Below are 23,620 nucleotides of genomic sequence, written 5' to 3'. Positions count from 1 at the left end.
GGCTGATGGCTAAGGTCTGAAGGCTGAAAGTGTTACGGTTTTACGGACTCACGAAATATAAAAATGGGTTAAAACGTTAAAGGAATATATAAAGTAAAATCCCGTATAACCACTTGAGTTATACGGGATTTCTATAATTGCTTGTTATTTGCTTATCAAACTTACTTGACTTCGTCGAATAAAGGCTGCGCCTCGGCTATGCTCATGCAAGCATGGCATTGCTCTTGGCTTGCACTTTACTTAACCTCCTCAAAGTCGGCATCCTGGATGTCGTCCTGAGTGTTGTTGGTCTGCTGCTGTTGCTGCTGACCAGCGTCGGCACCGGGCTGACCTGCGCCTGCCTGCTGATACATCTTCTGTGAGGCGGCGTTCATTACCTGATTCAGGTTGTTCATGGCAGCGTCGATGGCTGCGATGTCGCCAGCCTTGTGAGCATCCTTCAGCTGATTAACGGCAGCTTCTACGTTGGCTTTGTCGGCACCCAGCTTGTCGCCATTCTCGTTGAGGAAGGTCTCAGTCTGGAAAATCATAGAGTCAGCCTGGTTCATCTTGTCGATGCGCTCACGCTCCTTCTTATCGTTTTCTGCGTTAGCCTCAGCCTCAGCCTTCATACGATTGATCTCGTCCTGTGACAGACCAGATGAAGCCTCGATGCGGATGGCCTGCTCCTTGCCTGTGGCCTTATCTTTGGCAGAAACCTTCACGATACCGTTGGCGTCGATATCGAATGTAACCTCAATCTGAGGAACACCGCGACGGGCGGGAGCGATACCGGTGAGGTTGAACTGGCCTAGGCTCTTGTTCTGAGCAGCCATAGGACGCTCACCCTGCAGTACGTGGATGGTTACCTCTGTCTGGTTGTCGGCAGCGGTAGAGAATACCTGGCTCTGCTTGCAAGGAATAGTGGTGTTGGCCTCAATCAGCTTTGTCATTACGCCACCGAGTGTCTCGATACCCAGTGTCAGAGGTGTAACGTCGAGCAGTACGATATCCTGACCAGTCTCCTGGTTGAGGATAGCACCCTGGATAGCAGCACCTACGGCAACAACCTCATCGGGGTTAACACCCTTTGAAGGCTCCTTGCCAAAGTAGTTCTTTACGAGGGTCTGCACAGCAGGAATACGGCTTGAACCACCTACGAGGATTACCTCGTCGATATCTGAGGTAGAGATACCTGCGTCGCGAACGGCATTCTGGCAAGGTACCAAGCAAGCCTGAATCAGGTTGTGGGCCAGCTGTTCGAACTTAGCACGAGTAAGAGTCTTTACCAAGTGCTTGGGAACTCCACCAACAGGCATGATGTAGGGGAGGTTAATCTCTGTTGATGTGGTGCTTGACAGCTCGATCTTTGCCTTCTCAGCAGCCTCCTTCAGGCGCTGCATAGCCATAGGATCGCTCTTCAGGTCGGCACCCTCATCGTTCTTGAACTCCTGAACGAGCCAGTCGATGATAACCTGGTCGAAGTCGTCACCACCCAGGTGTGTGTCACCATTGGTAGAAAGAACCTCGAACACACCGCCACCGAAGTCGAGGATAGAGATATCGAATGTACCGCCACCGAGGTCGAATACAGCAATCTTCATATCCTTGTTGGTCTTGTCGATACCGTAAGCCAGAGCAGCAGCTGTAGGCTCGTTGACGATACGACGTACGTTGAGACCTGCAATCTGACCAGCCTCCTTGGTGGCCTGACGCTGAGAGTCAGAGAAGTATGCGGGCACGGTGATCACGGCTTCAGTCACCTCCTGACCCAGATAGTCCTCGGCCGTCTTCTTCATCTTCTGAAGTACCATAGCAGAGATTTCCTGTGGAGTGTACTTACGACCATCGATGTCAACACGTGGATAGCCACCCTCGTTAACAACGTTAAATGGTACGCGAGAAATCTCCTTCTCGGTCTGCTGCCATGTCTCACCCATGAAACGCTTGATAGAATAAACGGTGTTCTTGGGGTTGGTGATAGCCTGACGCTTGGCGGGGTCGCCAATCTTACGCTCGCCACCCTCAACGAAACCTACTACAGAAGGCGTTGTGCGCTTGCCCTCGCTATTTGCGATAACAACGGGCTCGTTGCCTTCGAATACAGATACACAAGAGTTTGTTGTACCTAAGTCAATTCCAATAATCTTTCCCATAATATATTCTTTTTTATTTATTATTATTCGATGAAATGTCACTAAGGATTTAGCAAAGGTTATGCCAAAAACATAAATTTTATCAAGAAAGCTATAATTATTGCGCCATTTTGGCATAAGTATGAAAAGTTTTGTTTAATTTTGCATGCGTAACAATAAAGTAAGAAACAATGAAGAAATCATTCTTTCTAGTGCTGATGACAGCCTTTTTGGGGCTCAATGTCGCAGCACAAAATAAGTACATCGTAAAGACCAAGGGCACCAATAAGACGACAAATCAACAGATGGAAGCCCTTAGTGAAGATGAGGACGAGGCTGAGAAACTAGATATCATTAGTCGTAACTTCGTCTTCAGTGATCTGTGCAGTTGGCAGGAAGGTATGCGCTTCATGGTGGTTCCTGAGAAGAAGGATCTAATTATCAAGACCTTCACCGACTCGCTGACAGGTAATATGGTGAGCAGTAACTTGCTGAAACATAAAATCATGGTTTACAAAGGCCATGATAAGCTCAGTGGTCTTCATGAGCATATCAATTTCTTGTGTGAAGATGACGGAAAGGTATATTACTATGAGATACCTTCCTATTCGTTCGACGACTACTGCTATAGCCGACAGGGTGTGCCCACCTTGGCCTATTTAGGCGATGTAGATAAAGCCATTGAGCTCTTCAAGGACAAGAAATTCCGCACGAAGGCTAATACCTATTACGTAGATTCAGAGTTAGAAGGCAATGACGTAGAGGCAGTTACAGACGTGCCCGTTGGTACTGAGGTGACGGTAAAGGCTATTGGCGTGGGAAGTCGCAGCTATCCGGTCAAGATTATTGTGGCAGATAGACGTGGCAGAGAATTCTTTCAGAACGTAGCCATCAGTCGTATCAATAGCGGTATGCGCGATGATGAGTTCACAGCTATTCAGGAGATTCCCCATACGTTCAAGGGCAGTTTCGAACTCGTAAACGACAATATGGCAGACGACAAGGAGTATGGCGAATATCGTGGTAAGGTCGTCTATACGCTTCAGCGTACAGATATGACAGACAGCCACAAACTGCGTGTCAGGATGGCTCGTCTCTCTGTATTCACCATTACGGATGTTCAGAAGATGCCAAACTCAAAGTATGTCAGATTGACACTGACTGGCACCGGCTCTGGCAGTAAATACTATAAGTTGGTGACTATGGATAGTGAAAACAACGTCACATGGGATGAAGATATGGATGCTCCCCGCGAAGATGTCTATTCGAATCTCTTTGCCGAAGGTGATCCGTCAAAGTATCCTGGCATTCGCAAAAAGAACTATATGGACATCCAGAAGGGCATCGTGCGTAAGGGCTTCACGGAGCAAGAAGTTAAGCTGGCTTTAGGCGAGCCCGATGTGAAGGGTACTGATAAAAATGGTGTCTTCACCTATACGTATAATTCTACCGCAAGTCAGTCACGTAGCGAGGTGTTCTTCGATTCAGCCACCAAGACCGTGCTTCGCGTCGTTAAGTGATCATTTCCGTATTCGGCATAAAAAACAGATGGCAAATCGTTTTGCCATCTGTTTTTTATTGTCTATTGATGAATGCTCTCGACTAGTTGTTCTGGTCTTTGATAGCCTCCATAATCTTGGCTTCCAGCTCGTCGCACAACTCAGGGTTGTCTTTCAGCAACTGCTTGGTAGCGTCGCGACCCTGTGCCAACTTAGAGTCTTCATAGCTGAACCACGAACCGCTCTTCTTGATGATTCCGTAGTCAACGCCCAGGTCCACAATCTCGCCAATCTTAGAGATGCCCTCGCCGAAGGTAATCTCGAACTCAGCCTTGCGGAATGGGGGAGCCACCTTGTTCTTCACCACCTTCACGCGCACCTGATTACCGATGACCTGATCGCCATCCTTGATGCCTGTCACCTTGCGGATGTCCAGACGTACCGATGCGTAGAACTTCAGGGCGTTACCACCAGTCGTGGTCTCAGGGTTGCCAAACATCACACCAATCTTCTCGCGCAACTGGTTGATAAAGATACAGGTGGTGTTGGTCTTAGCGATGGTAGAGGTCACCTTGCGCAGAGCCTGGCTCATCAGTCGAGCGTGCAGACCTACGGCCGAGTCGCCCATGTCGCCCTCAATCTCCTTCTTAGGTGTCAAGGCAGCCACAGAGTCGATGACGATGATGTCGATAGCCGACGAACGAATCAGCTGATCGGCAATCTCAAGTGCCTGCTCACCATTGTCGGGCTGCGAGATATACAGGTTGTCAATGTCCACACCCAGCTTCTGAGCGTAGAAACGATCGAAGGCATGCTCAGCATCGATAAAGGCAGCGATGCCACCAGCTTTCTGAGCTTCGGCAATGGCATGGATGGCCAGTGTCGTCTTACCAGAAGATTCCGGACCGTAGATCTCAATGATACGTCCTTTAGGATATCCTCCTACGCCCAGTGCAGCGTTCAGTCCGATCGAACCGGTGGGAATCACCTCTACATTATCTATCTTTTCTTCACCCATGCGCATGATAGAGCCTTTGCCAAAGTCCTTTTCAATCTTCGACATGGCGGCCTGCAGGGCCTTCAGCTTATCCTGCTGGGTGTTCAGCATTTCTGCGTCTAATTCTTTTTTAGCCATTTAGAACCTCCCCCGACCCCTCCCAAGGAGGGGAGTGCCTGGCGGTTTCAGGGGGATTTGCCAAGCTTTCTATTGGTTATTACTATTTTTTTTATGATCTATCCGTAGGCCCTCCTCCCCTTGGGGGAGGTTGGGAGAGGTTTAAAGCTCCAGGTCGCCGTCGTGAATCTCGTGCCAAGGCAGACCCTGCTTGTTGAGCTGCTCCATGAATGGATCTGGGTCAAACTCCTCTACGTTGTGAACGCCGGGCTTGTTCCACAGCCCCTTGCAGAACATCATGGCACCGATCATGGCAGGTACACCCGTGGTGTAGCTGACGCCCTGCATGCCCGTCTCTTCGTAGGCAGCGCGGTGCGAGCAGTTGTTATATACATAGTAGGTGTGCTCCTTGCCGTCGTTGCCAATACCGCGAATGCGACAACCTATTGAAGTCTGACCTTCATAGTTCTCGCCCAGGTCCTGTGGGTTGGGCAGTACAGCCTTCAAGAACTGCAGAGGCACAATCTTCACCTTGGCCGTGCCTGTGCCGTCGGCCAGAGGAGCTTCGTATTCCACTTCGTCGATGCGGCTCATGCCAATATTCTGAATCACCTCCAGGTGCTTCAGATACTGCTGGCCAAAGGTCATCCAGAAGCGAGCACGCTTGATGGTGGGGTAGTTGATCACCAGCGACTCAATCTCCTCGTGGTGCAGCAGGTAGCTGTCGCGTGGACCAATCTCGGGGTAGGTCAGGTCTTTGTGAATCTCCAGAGGCTCCGTCTCTACCCACTGACCATTCTCCCAGTAAAGACCCTTCTGAGTGATCTCGCGGATGTTGATCTCAGGGTTGAAGTTGGTGGCGAAAGCCTTATGGTGGTCGCCGGCGTTACAGTCAACGATGTCCAGATACTGAATCTCCTTGAAGTGATGCTTGGCAGCGTAGGCCGTATAGATAGAGGTGACACCTGGGTCGAAACCACAACCGAGGATGGCTGTCAGTCCAGCCTTCTCGAAGCGGTCGCGATAGGCCCACTGCCAAGAGTACTCGAAGTGTGCCTCGTCCTTAGGCTCATAGTTGGCCGTGTCCAGATAGTTGCAACCACATGCCAGACAGGCATCCATGATTGTCAGGTCCTGATAGGGTAGGGCTAGGTTGATCACGAGTTCGGGCTTGAAGTCGTTGAAAAGCGCCTTCAACTGCTCTACGTCGTCAGCATCCACCTGAGCGGTCTTGATGTCCAACTTGTAGCCAGCCTTGTGGATGTCTTCAACGATCTTGTCGCACTTAGCCTTGCGGCGGCTGGCAATCATGAACTCTGTGAATACGTCAGCATTCTGTGCAATCTTGAATGCTGCCACTGTTGCGACGCCACCGGCGCCAATCATTAAAACTCTACTCATCTTGATATGTTTTTTTTGTTTTCTTCTGTTGTTATTGATTGTCGGGCTTAATCTCGTCGCCCCTTATTCCCATCGCGGCCATCAGCGAGTAGCCCAGTATCTCCTGGCGGAAGTTGCCACCAGCCATCGGCTGCATCGAGAACACCGTGGTGCGCTTGTCGTCGTCAATTTTCTTGGCCGTTTCGCGCACCTTATTATATATATTATCACCCGGAATGATCATCAGTCGTTTCACCTCCTTCTGGTTGGCAAACAGCTGGATCGTGTCAGCAAAGAGTTGCTCTTTGTTGGTGAGCTCTTCTATGGTGATAGCCGAAAAGACAAACTCTCCCAGGTGGCTTTTGAAGGCCTGGCCGTTCAGCTGCTCGAAGTCGCCCGGCACAAAGTTGCTCATACCTTTCGCCTCGGGCTCGTGAATCAGCACCACCTGCACCTCGTTCTCGCCTTCGCGCAGCCCGCCGTCCAGGGCTATACATTCCGTCCATCGTGGCATGTCTGCCTGTGGAATACGTCGTCCAATCATGCGCTCAAAATTGACTATCAGGTCGAAAGCCACTTTGTCCACGAAGTCGGCATCTACGATGATTACGTTCTCAGAAAAGTTCTTTTCGTTCATAGGTGCAAAGTTACAAATTTTTTAAGAGTAGAGCAAAACAAATGTCTTTTTTTTATATAATTGATATAAATCAAGGGTAAAATCAAATATTTAGGTAAAAAAATCAAATAATATTGTTGGTATTTCAAAAAATAAGTGTAAATTTGCACCAAAAATAAATCACAAAACAAATGAAGAGTATCTTAGACGGGAGAAAAGCTCTGAGTGCAGAGATAGAAAAGATTGCCGAAGTCGCAGGCTACCTGTGGCAAAATGGATGGGCAGAGCGTAATGGTGGAAACATCACCGTGAACGTAACAGAATATGTTGACGACGAGATTCGTCAGTTGCCAGCCATTAGCGAGGTCAAGCAGATCGGTATCACGCTTCCGGCTTTGAAAGGATGCTACTTCTACTGCAAAGGCACTGGCAAGCGCATGCGTGATTTGGCCCGTTGGCCTATGGACAATGGTTCCGTGATCCGCATCTTGGACGATTGCGCTTCATACGTGATTATCGCCGACAATCCAGTGATGCCTACCAGCGAGCTGCCCAGTCATCTGATTGTACATGCTCGACAGATTGAGACAAACTCTGGCTATAAAGCCACTGTGCATACACATCCTATCGAACTGGTGGCCATGAGCCACAATCCAGAGTTCCTGGGGAAAGATGTGCTGACCAAGATTCTTTGGTCTATGATCCCCGAGACAAAGGCGTTCTGCCCACTGGGATTAGGCATCGTTCCTTACACTCTGCCCGGTTCTAACGAGTTGGCCGAGGCCACACTGAAGGAGTTGGAAGACTATGATGTAGTGATGTGGGAGAAGCATGGTGTGTTTGCCAAGGGAACAGACGTCATGGACGCCTTCGATCAGATTGACGTGCTCTCTAAGAGTGCCAAGATCTATATCGATGCCAAGGCCATGGGCTTCACTCCAGAAGGTATGAGTGATGAGCAGATGAAGGAAATGACACGTGCATTCAATTTGCCGCGTTAAGATATAAGGAAAAACGAATAAGAAAAAACAAAACTACTGACAGCATATATATAATCATTATTACTTACTATTTAGTGAAACTAAGAAGGCCCCGTCGCTGTGAAGCGCTGGGGTCTATTTTTTTTGAATGGGGGCCTGAGGGCCTTTTTTTTCGGTTTTTCCTTTTTGAGACAGTCAGCCCCAGAATGGGGTAACGCTGTTGGTGGAAGACGGGCCGTGAACTTGTTCACGAGCAAGTCTTTCACCAACAACGTTAAAGACTCGAAAGAGGCTTCTGTCTCAGAAAGGGGTTTTCTATGGTTTTTGTTATATCAAGAAGGGAATGCTCTGGAATTAGTATGCCCCCTTTTCGAGCCTTATATTTCCTCTTTTTCTCCCTAATCGCCAGCCTTTCGCATCCTCATAGTTGCGATATACGGTTTCGTCTAGACTCTAGAATGGATGGCGCTAGAGTCTAGACGAAGCGTTTCTAAAGTCTAGATGGGTGGCGTCTAGAGTCTGGAATTGACGCTTCTAGACTCTAGATCGGATGCAAAAGTGGCAGTATTGCACAGCAAAAGTGCCACTTTTGTCTCGTTAAAGCGGTGCTCTTACGAGGCGAAAGTGGCACTTTCGTTTTTTATAGCCGTTTATACTAGCCAATCAGCTGTGGCAGGAAACAAGAGAATACTAGTATCACGATGCCGCAAAGCAGCACGGCGATGGTTTTCTTAGAACAGCCCTTCCACTCTTTCAGAATGATGCCCCACACGTTAGAGAATACCACGTTGAGCGCCATCAGGATGCAGAAAGAGAGCACGTCCATGGTGCCGCCAGCCTCGAAGAAAGAGCGTCCCAGCGACAGTCCGAAGAACTGCGAGTACCACAGTGCGCCGGCCAGCAGACAGAACAGCAGGTTGTTGCTCCACACGTTGCCTTTCTTGTAGTCGCCCCAGGTCTTGTTCTTCTGGTTCTGGTAGAAGCAGTAGATAGCGTTTGTGACGAATCCGCCCAGCGTCACCAGGAAGGTGGCAGGCAGAGTGCGGAACATCGGGTTGGTCAGTTCGCCAAAGTTGATGTCCTTACCAAACTCCAGACCCACGTTGAAGCAGCCACTCATAAAGCCCGCCAGCAGGGCAATGGCCAGACCCTTGGGGAAGTTGAAGTCTTTGACAGCCTTTTTCTTCTCTTCTTCAGTCAGCATGGCCGACTTCATCGAACCAGCCACACCGATGATGGCTATGCCAACCAGCGTCACGATGACACCCAGCAGCACTGCAAACGTCAGCGACTTCAGTGCGTTCAGTTCAGGGAAGAAGATGTTCAGCAGCACCGGCCCCATGATAGTGCCCAAGCCAGCACATGTTCCCAGCGCGATGCTCTGTCCCAGTGCCACGCCCAGGTAGCGCATGGACAGGCCGAAGGTCAGTCCACCAACGCCCCACAACACACCAAAGAGAATGGTCATCCAGAAGCTCGAGCTCGGTGCCGATGCAAACAGTCCGAAGAGCGACTCTCCGGTGGGCACGGCCAGCAGGGCACCCAGGAATGGCAACACCAGCCATGCAAAGACGCCCTGGATGATCCAGTACGACTCCCACGACCAGTCTTTGATCTTGTTGATAGGCACGTAGCAACTCGACTGGCAGAAGGCGCCAATCGCAATGATTAATAGTCCGATAATAATTTCCATGTTTTAGTTAATTAGTTGAATAATTGATGATTATCTAATGAAGTTTGTTCTCATCTGTGGTTCCAGTTCCGGATGTCCGTCCTCGCTGGTGTTCAGCTTCTTGATCATCCAGGCCATGTTCCGTCCCAGTGTGCGCATGGTCTGCATGCCCTCCTCGTCTTGTGCTGCCTGTCCCGGTGTCTGTCCGTAAACCATGTTCCAGTATTGCGAGCTCACGATAGGCATGTTCAGTATGCTGAAGTACTTGTTCAGCCGGTCGAAAGCAGCCGAAGCACCACCTCTGCGACACACCACCACGCTGGCTGCCGGCTTAAACTGCAGGTCTTTGCCCAGCGAGTAGAACACGCGGTCGAGTAGGGCGCAGAGCGAACCGTTAGGCCCTCCGTAGTACACTGGCGAGCCCACCACCAATCCGTCGATGCCGTCCTTGATGGCACGCATCACTTCGTAGTAAAGGTCGTCGTGGAAGGTGCAGCGATTGTTGTTTCTGCCACACATGCCACAGGCAATACATCCTTGAACGGCCTTCTTGCCGATAGAGATGATCTTCGTCTCGACGCCTTCTTCGTTCAGCGTCTTGGCCACCTCGCTCAGTGCCGTAAAGGTGTTTCCGTTTTCCCTTGGGCTTCCGTTTATCAATAGTACCTTCATGTTTGGGTTGTTTTTTTATCTTGATTACAGGATGCAAATTTAGCTAATATTTCTGTGAATAATACCATAAACCTGATAAAAATATATAATAATGAGGCGATATGCGTATTATATTTGTACCTTTGCACAAAATTTGTGAACCAAAATGAAAACTAGATTCTTCTTTATTCTATGGCTTAGCAGTATAACAGCGAGCCTGCTGGCAACAGATCACACCTCGTATGTGAACCCCTTTATCGGAACCCAGACCGACGCCACCGGCGCCTTGAGTGGTTCCACGTTTCCCGGTGCCACGATGCCACAAGGCATGGTGCAGCTGAGTCCTGAGACCGAGCACATGGTGACCTGGGACCCCTGCTCAGGCTACGACTATAACCGCGATTCCATCTATGGCTTCACCCATACCCACCTCAGTGGCACAGGGTGCACCGACCTGATCGACGTTAGCCTGATGCCCCTGTCGCACGAAGTGCGTACTACCGAACTGAGAAAAGGAGTCTTTGGCCAGCGATACAGTCATCAGGCCGAAGCTGCCCGTCCAGGCTACTATATGGTAGATTTGCAAGAGAGTGGCGTACGCGTGGAGCTCTCGGCTACCGTGCGCACCGGCATCCATCGCTACACCTTCCCCCAAGGCGCGCCACAGACCGTGGTGCTCGACCTGGACCGTGGCACCTATCGCGGCGAGGCCTACTACACAGGGCGCCGTGCCTATCAGATCATACAGAGCCAGTTGCGCGTGGTCGACGACCACACCATCGAGGGTTTTCGCGTGATCACGGGTTGGGCCAAACTGCGCAAGGTCTATTTCCGTGCCGAGTTCTCGCGCCCTTTCAGTCGCCGTCTCTTGATGGATGGTGCACGCAGCGTTGGCGAGAGTCCCGTGGTCAATGGTCGCTCACTGCGTGGTGCGCTGAGCTTCGACCCTGCCGACGGGCGCCAGCTCACTGTCAAGGTGGCCATCTCGCCTGTCGATAACCTGGGTGCACGCCAGAATATGAAGGCCGAGGCCCAGAGCTGGGACTTCGACCACTACGCCAAGGCTGCCCACGATGCATGGCAGAAGGCACTATCATGTATCGACATCGATGGCACCAGCGAGCAAAAGACCATCTTCTACACCGGTCTCTATCATGTGCTGATGCAGCCCAACACCATGAGCGACGTGGACGGACGCTATATGGACACCAACTTCGAAATCAAACAGATGCCCCGTGGCGAGACCTACCACAGCACCTTCAGTCTGTGGGACACGTTCCGTGCGGCTCATCCCCTTTATACGCTCATCGCCCCCGACGTTGCAGCCCAGTTCGTGCGCGACATGGTGCGCCATCACCAGACCTATGGCTATCTACCCATCTGGGACCTGTGGGGACAAGACAACTATTGCATGATAGGCAACCATGCCATCCCTGTGCTTTCCGATGCCATCTTGGCCGGACTGCCCGGTGTCAATGTCGAGGAGGCCTATCAGGCCATGCTGGAGAGCAGCACACGTAGTCACCTCAACTCGCCTTTCGAGGTGTGGGAGAAGTATGGCTACATGCCGCAGACGCTGCAGAACACCAGTGTCAGCATCACCCTTGAACAGGCCTTCGACGACTGGTGCGTGGCTGCTGTTGCCAAGAAGTTGGGACGCACTGCCGACTACCAGCGCTTCTTGCGTCGCAGCGAGTTCTATCGCAACCTTTTCGATGCCAAGACGGGCTTCTTCCGTGCCAAAGACGAGAAGGGCAACTGGATAGAGCCTTTCGATCCGCTGAGCTACGAGAATCCCTCGTTCATCGAGGGCAATGCCTGGCAATATATGTGGTTTGTGCCACAGAATCCCAAGGGACTGATTGAACTTTTGGGTGGCGAGCGCAACTTCCTGAAGAAACTCGACGAGAACTTCTCGCTGACAGCCACCAGTGGCGAGGTGAATGGCAATGCCAGTGGCTTCATTGGCCAGTATGCACATGGCAACGAGCCCAGTCATCACACCGTCTATCTCTACAACTTTGCCGGTCGTCCCCATCGCACCCAGGAGCTCGTAGAGCAAGTGCGCAGCCAGTTCTACAACGCCACCCCCTGTGGCTATGCCGGCAATGACGACTGTGGTCAGATGTCAGCCTGGTACATCTTCTCGTCGCTGGGCTTCTATCCCTTCAATGCGGGCGCTGCCGAGTATGTGCTGGGCACACCGCTCTTCAAGCGCGCCACGCTGCACCTGGCTGGCGGACGCGTTTTCGTCATCACGGCACCACGCAAGACCGCCTCTCGCGTTCATGTGAAGCGCGTTCTGCTGAACGGTAAGCCCCTCAAACAACTGATGCTCACCCATCAGCAAATCGCAGAGGGTGGCACCCTTCAGTTCGATATGTAAACACTATATATAATATAAATAAGGTATATGCAACAATTTGAAGAAACCCTGCATCAAGACCTCCACCAGTTCCTGCTTAGCATGCAGGAGGTCGATGAGCGACTGCCCGAGTGTCCCGACGTAGAGGATAAATGGGAAGACATCGCCAAGGCCTATATCCCCGATGGCATCCGCGAGTTTCAGGACTTCCCCTCGGCCAGCCTGGGCTGGATGATGTACATCGGCATGGCCGTGGCTCAGATGTGGGACAAAGAGTGGGACATCTATTCCAAGGTGGACGACCTCTACGCCTATATGCGCGACAAGCGTGGCTACGACGCCCTCGACGAATACGTGCGCGAGGATGTGCTGCTACTGAAAGACACACCCTATGCCCTGCTCGAGAAGTTGGTGGGCGAGTGCGCCTCACGTATCTACAATGCGCTGTTGCGACAGAACATCGAACCAGGCACCAAAGAGGCGTTCAATGCCTATGTGTCCAGTCTGCATCAACTCTATCTCATGGGAGCAGCTGTTCAATTGAAACGCCTAGGCTATCACATGACAAAGATGTAGTAATGGCGTCGTAAATGTGGTGATTTAGCGACATGTTATTCTGTTTGCTATAGATTTTTTCGATGTAATGATAGAAAAAACTATTCGTTTTTCTATCAACTTGTTTGTACCTTTGCGCTGTCTTACAACGAAGACGATAGGAATAGATATGATGGAAACAAGAAAACATATTGCAAGCGAAAAGAAACGTTGTGGTAGTCACAACTGTGCACAGGCCTTACTCCACACCTATGCCGACCTGGCAGGTATCGACGAGGCCACAGCCATGAACATGGCCGGTGCCTTTGGCACGGGCATGGGCTGCATGGAGGGCACGTGCGGTGCGCTGGTAGGCGCAGGCATGGTGCTGGGCATGGTCAACAAAGACAAGGTGAAGTCTATGAAGCAGATGCGCGACATGATGACCAAGTTCCAGCAGCGCAATGGTGCTACCCAGTGCAAGCTGTTGAAGGGGGTAGGTACCAAGGTGGTGCTTCGTGAGTGTCACGACTGCGTGGCCGATGCCGCCGAGTTCCTCGAACAGCAGTTAGATGCATAATCCCCCCACACATCCTTTGGTATGGTTTTTGTCATAAGGTTAAAGGATTGATATTCAGAATAACATTGAAGAAACATTATGGAACAAAAGAAGAAAAACTTTCATAGGCACTTCGCTGCACCCGGCCTGTCGCTCTATTGGATCATCATCACATATCTCATTGTGGCGTGGTTCTTCCCTGCCGTCGGCCTCGTTGCACTTATCTGCATGATAGGTCCGGTGGTCACCTCCATCTGGCGTGGTCGCTTCTGGTGCGGCAACATATGTCCGCGTGGCAACCTCTACGACCGTCTTCTCTCCAAATATTCCCCCCACAAACCCATCCCCAGCTTTGTACGTACGTCGGGCTTCCGCCTCTTCATGGTGTTCTTCATCTTCACCATGTTTGGCATCCAGCTCAGTCAGGTGCGTTGGAGCGCTGGCGGACTCGATATGTGGAACGATATCGGTCGCGTGTTCTGGACCATCATCCTCTTGACCACCATCGTCGGTGTCGTCCTCTCGTTCATCTATGCACCCCGCACATGGTGCAGCTTCTGTCCCATGGGCACCATCTCGCGTTGGGTGGCCCCCAAGCAGCAACCACTGCCAGCCGGCTTCAAGGCAGTCCATGTCAGTAGTGCCTGCAAGACCACCTGTAAGCTGTGCGCCCGTGTGTGTCCCATGCAGTTGTCACCCTATGAAGCCAGTGGCGAGGCCAGTGGCTATCTCCACCCCGACTGCATTAAGTGCAAGAAGTGCACGTTGGCTTGCCCTACAAAGGTAGTCACGTATCAATAAAGTACGAGTCGCACCCATTCGCCAGACCGTTGTCCTTCGGCGTGGTCGCTTAAAGCGCCGTCTCTGGCCACGGCTTGAAGTCCAGCTCCAGCTCGGTCCATTGTTTATCGGGCTGTGGCGTGGGCGTTCCGGGCTTTGACACTCCCAGACCTATCAGGCGGATGGGGTGGGAGTGGAAGTTCACGCCCTGCATCAGCTGTTTGGCCAAAGGCAGAATCTCGTCTTTCGTTCGCAGTGTGTGGTCGGCGGTGATGCTGCGGGTGATCTGCTGAAAATCTAGGAATTTTACTTTCAGTGTCAGCGTGCGCCCCTCGAAATCATTCTTCTCGATGCGCCTCACCAGCTCCAGCACGGTGTGGTAGAGATGGATGGTGACGTCTGCATTCCTGCTGATGTCCGCTTCAAACGTGTGCTCACAACTCACGGACTTGCGCTCCCACTCAGAGACCACGGGCCTGTTGTCAATGCCACGGGCGAAGTCATAGAACACGTGTCCCATCTTTCCAAACTCATGGGTGAGTCGCTCCAGCGCCATGTTTCTCAGGTCAAGGCCTGTGAAGATGCCCATGCGGTGCATCTTCTCAGCCGTTTTCTGTCCCACGCCCCATATCTTCTCCACCTTCAGGTGGGCTATGAAATCCAGCGCTCTGTCTGGGTGAATCACCGTCAGCCCGTCGGGCTTGCGCCAGTCTGAGGCTATCTTGGCCAGAAACTTACAATAGCTGACACCGGCCGACGCCGTCAGTCCCGTTGTCTCACGAATGCGTTGTTTTATTTCGCGGGCAATGGCCACCCCCAGCTCCATCCCCTTCTTATTCTCGGTCACATCCAGGAAAGCCTCGTCCAGCGATATCGGCTCTATCAGGTCGGTATAGTCGTGGAATATCTCATGAAGTTGGGCCGACACCTCCTTATATTTCTGAAAGTGCGGTTCCACGATGATCAGTTGCGGACACAGGCGTTTGGCCACTTGAATGGACTGTGCAGAGTGCACGCCATAGCGCCGTGCCTCATAGCTGGCCGTCGAGACCACACCACGTTCCACGTCCCGGCCCACCGCAATCGGTTTGCCCCTCAGTTCCTCATTGTCGCGCTGTTCCACAGCGGCAAAGAACTGGTCCATGTCCACATGTATGATCTTCCTTCTTTCCATGCCTCAGCCTCGAGATCCATCCCGAGCTCCTGTCCTTTATGTTTAATGCAAAGGTATTAAATAATCCTCAGAAATCATCATTGTGCTTGCGCTTTTCAGCATAAAAATGGAAAAAATCCAGAGCTTCATCCAGCCACCTTCCTTCACGCCCTTAATGAAACAAAGTTGTTTTTTTCTATGTTTTATTTGGTAGATTTAATTGAAAAGTGTATTTTTGCAACGGTAATTCTTATTGAAAAGTGTAAAAACTGACCGTTGAATTCATTTGAAAAGTGTATAATTTGGTTGCCGGATTCGTTTGAAAAGTGTAAAATGCAATGCTGTATAGAAAGATTACATCGTATATTGAAGACTATCTGAAGTCAGATACAGATAAGATTATGATATTGGAAGGTGCCCGCCAAATAGGCAAATCTTTCAGTATCCGTGAGGTGGGTAACCGTCTTTTCCCAAACTTTGTAGAGATTAACTTTGTTGAGGATGACGAAGGTGAGCAGTTGTTTAAGAACATCCATAAGAAGGAGGACTTCTTTCTAACTCTCAGTATGATTGCTGGCGATAAGTTAGATAATCGTGATAATACTTTGATTTTTCTTGATGAGATTCAGCATTACCCCCAGTATCTTACTATGCTGAAGTTTCTTCGAGAAGATGGTCGCTATCGTTACATAGCCAGCGGAAGTCTATTGGGTATTGCATTGCAAGACACGACATCTATTCCTGTTGGCAGTATTATTCGCAAGGAGATGTTTCAACTTGATTTCGAGGAATTTCTTATCGCCAATGGTTTCGGAACAGATGCCATTGCTATGTTGCGACATGCCTATAAAAACCTTCAGAGTCTTTCAGAGGAACACCATAACCATGTGCTTGATCTGTTCCGTAGATATCTGTTGGTTGGCGGACTGCCTGATGCCGTCAATACTTATCTGGATACCCACAATATTGTTCGTGTGCGAGAAGTCCAGGAGGCTATTCGCGGTCTCTATGCCGACGATGCATCAAAATACGAAAAGGAACATAGCAAGAAGCTACTTGTACGCCGTATTTACGAGATGATACCATCACAGATGGAGAACAAGAAAAAGCGCATTGTGGCTCGTGAAATACGTGGCAAGGAAGGTGATCGTTTTTCTCAATATCAGGAGGAATTTGAGTATCTTGTTTCTTCGGGTATTGCTTTGTCGGTCCACGCTATATCCAATCCTCGTTTTCCACTCAGCGAGTCACTCCAGAAGAATCTACTTAAGCTCTATCTGAATGATGTTGGATTGCTGACAGGATTGCTATATCATAACAATATCCGTCCGATACTTGATGATATACGTAGTATAAATCTTGGAAGTGTCTATGAGAGTGTTGTCGCTCAAGAGCTGCGTGCCCATGGTCATAAGCTTTTCTATTATGATAATCGTAAGCAGGGTGAGGTCGACTATCTGATTGACGACCATGTTGCAATGAGTGCTCATCCCATAGAAGTCAAGTCGGGCAAGGATTACACTGTACACAGTGCTCTAAATAATCTATTGAATAATCTTGATTATAATCTGCATTCGGGTACTGTAATATCTAATGAACGTGAAGTATATCAGGACGGTAAGGTTACTTACATGCCTGTGTATTTTGTTATGTTTATGGAGGTTGATACTCCCCAGATAGACAACTCCGAATACATTTTTTGATTCGTAATGATACGAAATCTGTAATTTTAGAAATATTTTCCTCTATATCGGCGAGGACAGGTGTTTCAAGTGCCGCAAGTGCACCTTGGCATGTCCCACAAAAGTAGTCAGCTATGAATAAAGTACGCATCACAGCCATCCGACAGACCGTCTATCCCGATCTCATTGCTCAGTACGAAAATCCCATAGAGCATGCCTGCGAGGTCAGGGTGGGGCAGCAGTGGATCTCTGTCGATGGCCAGCGTCCAGAAGGTCTCTGTCCTTCCGCCTGGTCTTCCATGCAAGAGTTTGTTGTGGCCCTGGCCAATGGCGGAGGCAACTTCTACGACGGCTGGATGCAGAACCCCCATAGCGCCATGATAAGCTGTAACGACGGTTTCCGTCCATTCAGTTTCCTAATAGAAGTAATCGAATAGTCGGTTACTTCTTTTTTTACCCTTCGTAGCCCACAATATCGCCGCTTGTGCATCGCTATTGCACTACTATCGCAAGCCAATCCCATAGCTCTTACTTACCAAAAGCTACACTTTCTCCGGCTAAAAGTGCCACTCTTAGAGTCATTCTAAAGTCTAGACAGAGCAATTCTAGACTCTAGAACGGCCCATTCTAAAGTCTAGAACAGCCCATTCTAAAGTCTAGAAGTGCCCATTCTAAAGTCTATACTGCGCCCCATTGTTTTGGTTCTAGCCCCTAGAACATCCACTTCTAGCCCCTAGGAATGCCACTTCTAGGGGCTAGAACCACCACATCCAGGGGCTAGATTCGCCCAATCTAGCCCCTAGAATCAGATCAAAACCTAAACTATTGCGTCTTAAAAGCGCCACTATTGCGTCTTAAGAGCGCCACTATTGCATCTTAAAAGCAAGCAAATAGTGGCATTACTATGCACCATTTCATTTCTGATTTAGTATGAAATAAGCAAAACGTTACACCTTGATGCCATCAAAAATGAATACATGAGGACCGATAGTTTGTTTGTTTACTTTTGGGGGTATAAGTTTGATGAAAATCCCTTTTCCATTAAATAAAGTGTAAATTCGAATCACTTTGATGCTTATATCAGAAATAAATTGTATCTTTGCAGATGCATTGTGGCTGCCACCTATGTTGTATAGACAGATGGTGACGTGAAAGCTTGTGATGCAGGACATCGTGGGTAAAGAATAATTCGTATCGAAGATTCTGATGAGGTTTACATCCAAATAGTCGCCAACTAAATGAATACACGACCTCGCGGGATTAGGGATGCGCCTTTTCATAGGCGTGCCCTTCTCTTGTGTATCGTGTATGGGCATGTTTGGCGACGGCTCGGATGTAAGTGCATAAGGGATGAGGGTGCGCTTTTTCTATTTCCCCCAATCATTATGAACTTAAAACATGAGTATTAGCAAAATTAGGAAATATACGTTTTCTGGTCACGAGTCATTTCCTTGTAAGACACTTTGGCTGAAGAAAGGATATGATTTTGTGGTTGGTGGTAATGACTTCAACAGTCCTGAGGCTGTGATAGGATTAGGAGTCGGGAAGAATATGGTGGCTTCTATCCGATATTGGATGAAAGCATTTGGATTGATCCAAAATGATGAGGTATCTTCGTTAGTAGGGTATCTGTTTGCTGATGAAACAGGCAAAGATCCGTTTGTGGAAGATTTGGGCACGTTATGGCTACTACATTTCTTACTTGTCAGTACAGGAGAGGCAACTCTTTATAATTTGCTTTTTACGCAGTTTCAGAGAGAACGTAAATCGTTTGAACGCCAGCATCTCCTACATTTTGTCAAGAGAGTCATGACCGAGGATGGCAAGCAAAGTCAGTTTAATGAGAATACCGTCAAGAAAGATATTGGTACTCTGCTTTTGAATTATGTCCTTCCTCAAAAGGCCAAGGCTCTCGACGATTACAGTTCATTGCTTATTGATCTGGAAATAATTCGTACGGATACAGAGAGTAAGTACTATTTGTTTAATATTGAAGGTAAACGCAGATTACCCTGGCAGATATTCCTGTATGCTATTCTCAGCCTGAAAGGTAAGGACAACACGGTTAGCTATGACTTGCTGCAGGAGATTGGGTTGATATTCTGTATGAATGATATGGAAGTAATTGAGATGTGCAAAATAATAGAAGCTCATCATATAAATGATGTTAGATACTCGGATACAGCAGGTATTCGACAGTTGCAGTTCTTGAACGAAATGAGTTGTGAGGAGGCTCTTAACGAGTACTATGGCTAAGAAGACGTTTACATTATCAGCAAACATCGAGAATGGTATCGTTGAAGGCTCAACATATATTGTGACGCCCAATGTCCAGAAAGTGTTGCAGGAAATCATAGATGGCTATCAAACTGGTATTCATTCGTACTCCATCATCGGTACCTATGGAACGGGAAAGTCTTCTTTTCTGCTTCAATTGGAGCATGACCTTATGGAGATGAAGAATCGCAGCCTTCTTAAAAATCCAAAAGTACTGTATGATGGCCAATTTGAGATATTGAATGTTTTGGGAGATTCAAAGTCACTATATGATCTGCTACTCCCTCAAATGAGAATGTTGACAGGAGAAACAGAAGGTGATGTTTTAACGCTCATGAAGCATTATTGTGACAAGCTCAAGAAACAAAATAAATTGCTCCTGTTTGTTATAGATGAGTTTGGCAAGGTGTTGGAACATGCGGCCAAGAATAATCCTGACGAGGAACTCTATTTTATGCAGAAATTGTGTGAGGTGGTCAATGCCCCCAATAGAAATGTTCTTCTGCTCACAACTCTTCACCAGAATTTCTCAGCCTACTCCCGTAAACTAACGGCTGAACAAAAAAACGAGTGGACAAAGGTTAAGGGTCGTTTTCAAGAGGTTGTCTTTGCTGAACCCATCGAACAACTGTTGTTCCTGGCCGCAGAGCATATCTCTGCTGAATACAGATATAAGGTAACTGACTCTTATTTTCATAAAATCTATCATCTGGCAGTTGAAAGAAAGTTTATTTCTTCTGACTTCACCTTTGAGACAGCAAGCAAACTTTATCCTATGGATACTTTTGCAGCCTATGCCGTGACACGTGCTATTCAGAGATATGGTCAGAACGAGCGTTCACTCTTTACTTTCTTGAATGCCAAGGGAGCCCATTCCATTACAGCATTTATTCCAAAGAAGAATGAGACATACAGTTTGGCAGAGGTTTATGACTATATAGTCAACTCATTTCATTCGTATCTTAACGATGTCAATAATGACTCAACAGGGTGGAGTGCCATTCGCCTATCTATTGAACGTGTTGAGGGTGGTGATTGGGCAGATTCCGATCAGATGCTTGATGCAATAAAAATGGTTAAGGCAGTTGGCCTGCTGAACTTGTTTGGCAATGCAGGATTCACCATGACTCAAGCAGATATGGCTGATTATGCTACGATGGCTCTGGGTATTGAATATGCGAGCACACTGCTTCATGAACTTATCCGCCAAAAGATTATCCGTTATGCTGAATATAAAAAACGCCTGATACTTTTCGAGGGTACAGATATTAACATAGAGCAGGAAATGATCAACGCAGGCTTAGTCGTTCCTAAGCCTGTCAATTATGTAGATGATCTTCGCTCTTTCTTTAACAACCGAGTTTCACCTGTCAAAGCCTACTATTATCATCGTGGCACTCCCCGATATTTCGAATATCAGCTATTGAGCCAACCTCAAGACATTGTACCTGTGGGCGATGTTGATGGTTACGTGCAGATGATTTTTGCCACAACAGACAAGCAATACAAAGAACTTGTAGAGTTTAGTAGGAATTGTGAGCATGCTATCATTTTTGCCTACTTCAATAATACAGACGAACTTGTTGCTCATGTACATAATATTCAGAAGTATCGGTATATTGTAGAGAAGGTACTGGTTGACAAGAGCGACCGTGTGGCTCTTAAGGAAATCGTACAGTTGATGGAATACGAGAAGACTCTCTTAAACAAAGCTTTGAGTGAAAGTTTGTTTTCGTATAGTGAAGATGTCGTGTGGCTCTACAAGGGAGAAGAAAAGGATATTAACTCGCAGCGCGATTTCAACAAACTACTCTCTGTCGTTTGCGAGGATGTCTATTCCTTGACGCCTATTATCAATAATGAATTGTTCAATAAACATAAGTTGAGCAGTAACATCTCTGGCGCAAAAGCAAAGTATTTGCAAGCTCTGTTGGATAATAGTAACAAAACTGATTTAGGATTCGAGCAAGATAAGTTCCCACCAGAAAAGACAATCTACTATTCTCTGTTGCGTAACACTGGACTCCATATTAATGGAGAGTTTAATGATGCGCCTACCAATGATGATATTAAGTCTTTATGGGATGCTTGCGAGGAGTTCCTTAATAGTACAAGAGAGAAAGCCCGTAAGCTGTCGGAGCTGGTCAAGAAACTGACGGCGCAACCATATAAAATTAAGGATGGCGTACTGGAGTTCTGGCTTCCTACCTACCTCTTTATCAAAAGGCAAGATTACTCGCTTTATGGTGAGAATGGACAGTATATTCCGAATTTCAATCTGGAGTTGCTTGACTTGATGAAGAAACATATAGGAGAATTCAAGATAAAAGCTTATGCTGTTGATGGTGTCAAACTTCAGCTCTTCAATCAGTATCGCAAGTTCCTAAATTTGGGCGATAATAGATCAATCAAGGGCGGCGCATTCATTGAGACAATAAAACCGTTTTTGTTCTTCTATAATCGTCAACTTAACGATTATGCAAAGCATACCAAGTCGCTACCTCATGAGGAAACTATCAAATTCCGTGAGGTACTGGCCCGCGCCAAAGACCCTGAAAAGGCTTTTCTTGAAGACCTACCAGAGGCATTGGGGTATGATGACGACAAACTGAAAGATAAAGATGCGGTTCAGGATTACTGCTATGTCATTCAAAGAGCAGTACGTGAGTTGCGTGGCTGCTATAACCAATTGATTGATCGCATAGAAGAGAATCTCATTGAGAGTCTTGGACTGAAATCTGGCGAATATGCAGAGTATGTGCAGGAAATCCAACAACGTTTGTCAAAGGTAAAACCTCACTTGCTGAATCCTCGGCAGAAGGAGTTCTATCAGCATGCGATAGCCCAGTTTGATAATCGTACGGAATGGTATCAGTCCGTTTGTTTTGCAGTTCTTGGTTCACCTCTTGAACGTATGACTGATGACCAGGAACCCAAACTGCATGATGATATTGTGTATCTGTTTAAAGAGTGCGAACAAAAGGCAGTTCTGTCAGAGAGTTTAAACTATAAGATTGACGAGAAAGAAGAACAGCGTTCGTATGAACTTGAATCAAAGATTAATGATTTACTGACGGGTGACGACAACCTTGATGTATATACCTTGATGCGAATTCTTCAAAAGAAATTGAATAATGACTAAAGTAAGACATATATTAGGCATATCTGGCGGTAAGGACAGCGCTGCGTTATCCATTTACCTGAAGCAGAAATATCCTCAACTGAAGATTGAGTACTATAATTCTGATACAGGTTGCGAACTGGCAGAGACAGAGGTACTCATTGACCGCTTGAGTGCCTATCTTGGTAGCATCAAACGACTGCGTGCTGCAGAGGGAAGTCCTGAGCCAACCCCCTTTGAACATTTCCTCAAAGCAATGGGCGGCTTCTTGCCCTCGCCACAGCAACGCTGGTGCACCAAAAAGATGAAACTGGCAGAGTTTGAGAGATATGCTGGAGAGGACTATGCTGTGAGCTATGTTGGAATTCGTGGCGATGAAGATCGTGATGGCTATATCTCGTCGAAACCTAATATCCAGGCCGTGTTTCCTTTTCGCAAAAATATTTGGAGTCTGGATGTTATCAACAAAGTGTTGAGCAACGACAATATTAAGCAGATTGAAACATATTACGACGAGCTGAGCCCTGAACGATTGAAAGATGAGGTGATGGAGGTGGTTCGAAAACCAATCACGAAACAGTTTTACTACTCAAAGAAGTTGAATGCCCTTCTTGATATCGATGTAAAACTCTTCAATCATGTGGTGTTCAAATTCCTTCAATCGACCGACTATCCCGTGGGGAAACTGACGGAGGAGGAATTTCCTCTGCTTGATAACGATGATGTACTGGTGAAGGAAGATATCTTCCGTTTGCTTCGTGAGAGTGGTGTTGGAGTTCCTGCCTACTATGAAGAGATTCCTTTTGAAGTGGATGGAAAAACGGGGACTTACTGTCGTAGTCGTTCTGGCTGCTATTTCTGTTTTTTTCAGCAGCGAATAGAATGGGTGTGGTTGCTTGAACAGCATCCTGATTTATATGAAAAGGCCATGACTTTTGAGAAGGATGGCTACACGTGGATTCAAGGAGAAACTCTTGCTGACCTCGCCAAGCCGGAACGTGTACGCCAGATTAAACTAGATATTATCAAACGGCAGGAGCAAGCTCGAGAGAATCAACAAGGAACCACTCTCGTTGATATCCTTGGTGATGAGATGATGTGCGCGAATTGTTTTATATAGATG

General features: G+C 48.0%; 19 protein-coding genes. 12 read left to right on the top strand and 7 right to left on the bottom strand.

All coding sequences use genetic code 11. The features are described from left to right. Positions 1-236 precede the first annotated feature (236 nt). Positions 237-2,135 (bottom strand): molecular chaperone DnaK, encoded by a 1,899-nt coding sequence (gene dnaK, locus T496_RS0103680; protein WP_027449551.1) that lies wholly within the window; start codon positions 2,133-2,135, stop codon positions 237-239. A gap of 170 nt (positions 2,136-2,305) precedes the next feature. On the opposite strand from dnaK, the gene T496_RS0103675 reads away from it, so the two are divergent. Beyond that, complete coding sequence (locus T496_RS0103675) at positions 2,306-3,634, top strand: hypothetical protein (RefSeq protein WP_027449550.1); 1,329 nt, start codon at positions 2,306-2,308, stop codon at positions 3,632-3,634. Positions 3,635-3,716: 82 nt separating this feature from the next. Here T496_RS0103675 and recA read toward each other — a convergent pair whose 3' ends face one another. The 3 genes from recA to T496_RS0103660 all read right to left on the bottom strand — a co-directional run bounded on the left by recA (position 3,717) and on the right by T496_RS0103660 (position 6,744). Next, positions 3,717-4,748: a recombinase RecA gene (gene recA / locus T496_RS0103670; protein WP_027449549.1), complete on the bottom strand. Its 1,032-nt coding sequence runs from the start codon at positions 4,746-4,748 to the stop codon at positions 3,717-3,719. Between the two features lie 141 nt (positions 4,749-4,889). Then, positions 4,890-6,128, bottom strand: coding sequence for a saccharopine dehydrogenase family protein (locus tag T496_RS0103665; RefSeq protein WP_027449548.1), 1,239 nt, complete (start codon positions 6,126-6,128; stop codon positions 4,890-4,892). Between the two features lie 31 nt (positions 6,129-6,159). Beyond that, entirely contained in the window at positions 6,160-6,744 is a 585-nt protein-coding gene (locus T496_RS0103660) for a DUF6621 family protein (RefSeq protein WP_027449547.1), read from the bottom strand. Between the two features lie 170 nt (positions 6,745-6,914). Here T496_RS0103660 and rhaD point away from each other — a divergent pair, with 170 nt between their 5' ends. Further along, positions 6,915-7,724 (top strand): rhamnulose-1-phosphate aldolase, encoded by an 810-nt coding sequence (gene rhaD / locus T496_RS0103655; protein WP_027449546.1) that lies wholly within the window; start codon positions 6,915-6,917, stop codon positions 7,722-7,724. Between the two features lie 634 nt (positions 7,725-8,358). Here rhaD and T496_RS0103650 read toward each other — a convergent pair. Together T496_RS0103650 and T496_RS0103645 are read right to left on the bottom strand one after the other, a co-directional pair. Then, positions 8,359-9,396 carry an L-rhamnose/proton symporter RhaT gene (locus tag T496_RS0103650; RefSeq protein WP_027449545.1) on the bottom strand — a complete coding sequence of 346 codons (1,038 nt, stop codon included), beginning with the start codon at positions 9,394-9,396 and terminating at the stop codon, positions 8,359-8,361. 30 nt (positions 9,397-9,426) lie between these two features. After that, the gene (locus tag T496_RS0103645; RefSeq protein WP_027449544.1) at positions 9,427-10,047 is read right to left on the bottom strand and encodes a flavodoxin family protein; all 621 of its coding nucleotides are present in this window, start codon (positions 10,045-10,047) and stop codon (positions 9,427-9,429) included. Between the two features lie 145 nt (positions 10,048-10,192). Here T496_RS0103645 and T496_RS0103640 point away from each other — a divergent pair, with 145 nt between their 5' ends. From T496_RS0103640 to T496_RS0103625, 4 genes are all read left to right on the top strand, one after another. Next, positions 10,193-12,412: a GH92 family glycosyl hydrolase gene (locus T496_RS0103640; RefSeq protein WP_027449543.1), complete on the top strand. Its 2,220-nt coding sequence runs from the start codon at positions 10,193-10,195 to the stop codon at positions 12,410-12,412. A gap of 27 nt (positions 12,413-12,439) precedes the next feature. Next, complete coding sequence (locus tag T496_RS0103635) at positions 12,440-12,967, top strand: hypothetical protein (RefSeq protein WP_027449542.1); 528 nt, start codon at positions 12,440-12,442, stop codon at positions 12,965-12,967. A 148-nt stretch (positions 12,968-13,115) separates the two neighbouring features. Further along, positions 13,116-13,505, top strand: coding sequence for a C-GCAxxG-C-C family protein (locus T496_RS0103630; RefSeq protein WP_231477993.1), 390 nt, complete (start codon positions 13,116-13,118; stop codon positions 13,503-13,505). 78 nt (positions 13,506-13,583) lie between these two features. After that, positions 13,584-14,285 (top strand): 4Fe-4S binding protein, encoded by a 702-nt coding sequence (locus T496_RS0103625; protein WP_044110557.1) that lies wholly within the window; start codon positions 13,584-13,586, stop codon positions 14,283-14,285. Between the two features lie 49 nt (positions 14,286-14,334). Here the strand turns inward: T496_RS0103625 and dinB are convergent, their stop codons facing one another. Then, positions 14,335-15,438: a DNA polymerase IV gene (gene dinB / locus T496_RS0103620; RefSeq protein ID WP_027449539.1), complete on the bottom strand. Its 1,104-nt coding sequence runs from the start codon at positions 15,436-15,438 to the stop codon at positions 14,335-14,337. A 380-nt stretch (positions 15,439-15,818) separates the two neighbouring features. Between dinB and T496_RS0103615 the strand changes: the two genes are divergently transcribed. The 6 genes from T496_RS0103615 (at position 15,819) to T496_RS0103590 (ending at position 23,617) form a co-directional block, all read left to right on the top strand. Further along, positions 15,819-17,120: an ATP-binding protein gene (locus tag T496_RS0103615; protein ID WP_231477992.1), complete on the top strand. Its 1,302-nt coding sequence runs from the start codon at positions 15,819-15,821 to the stop codon at positions 17,118-17,120. A gap of 16 nt (positions 17,121-17,136) precedes the next feature. Then, positions 17,137-17,241 (top strand): 4Fe-4S binding protein, encoded by a 105-nt coding sequence (locus T496_RS15365; protein WP_081783539.1) that lies wholly within the window; start codon positions 17,137-17,139, stop codon positions 17,239-17,241. Further along, positions 17,234-17,536: a TIGR04076 family protein gene (locus T496_RS0103610; protein ID WP_027449537.1), complete on the top strand. Its 303-nt coding sequence runs from the start codon at positions 17,234-17,236 to the stop codon at positions 17,534-17,536. Before T496_RS15365 ends, T496_RS0103610 begins: the two co-directional genes overlap by 8 nt. Before the next feature lie 961 nt (positions 17,537-18,497). Beyond that, on the top strand, positions 18,498-19,355 hold the full coding sequence (locus T496_RS0103600; RefSeq protein ID WP_027449535.1) for a DUF4007 family protein: 858 nt from the start codon (positions 18,498-18,500) through the stop codon (positions 19,353-19,355). Then, positions 19,348-22,518 carry a hypothetical protein gene (locus T496_RS0103595; protein ID WP_044110555.1) on the top strand — a complete coding sequence of 1,057 codons (3,171 nt, stop codon included), beginning with the start codon at positions 19,348-19,350 and terminating at the stop codon, positions 22,516-22,518. The genes T496_RS0103600 and T496_RS0103595 overlap by 8 nt, the downstream gene beginning before the upstream one ends. Further along, a complete protein-coding gene (locus T496_RS0103590; protein WP_027449533.1) occupies positions 22,511-23,617 on the top strand; it encodes an adenine nucleotide alpha hydrolase family protein in 1,107 nt (368 codons plus the stop codon). Before T496_RS0103595 ends, T496_RS0103590 begins: the two co-directional genes overlap by 8 nt. Positions 23,618-23,620: the final 3 nt, after the last annotated feature.

Origin of the sequence: Xylanibacter brevis P6B11 (assembly GCF_000621825.1) — a bacterium.
Taxonomy (GTDB): Bacteria; Bacteroidota; Bacteroidia; order Bacteroidales; family Bacteroidaceae; genus Prevotella; species Prevotella brevis.
This window is presented reverse-complemented; position numbering and strand designations above follow the sequence as displayed.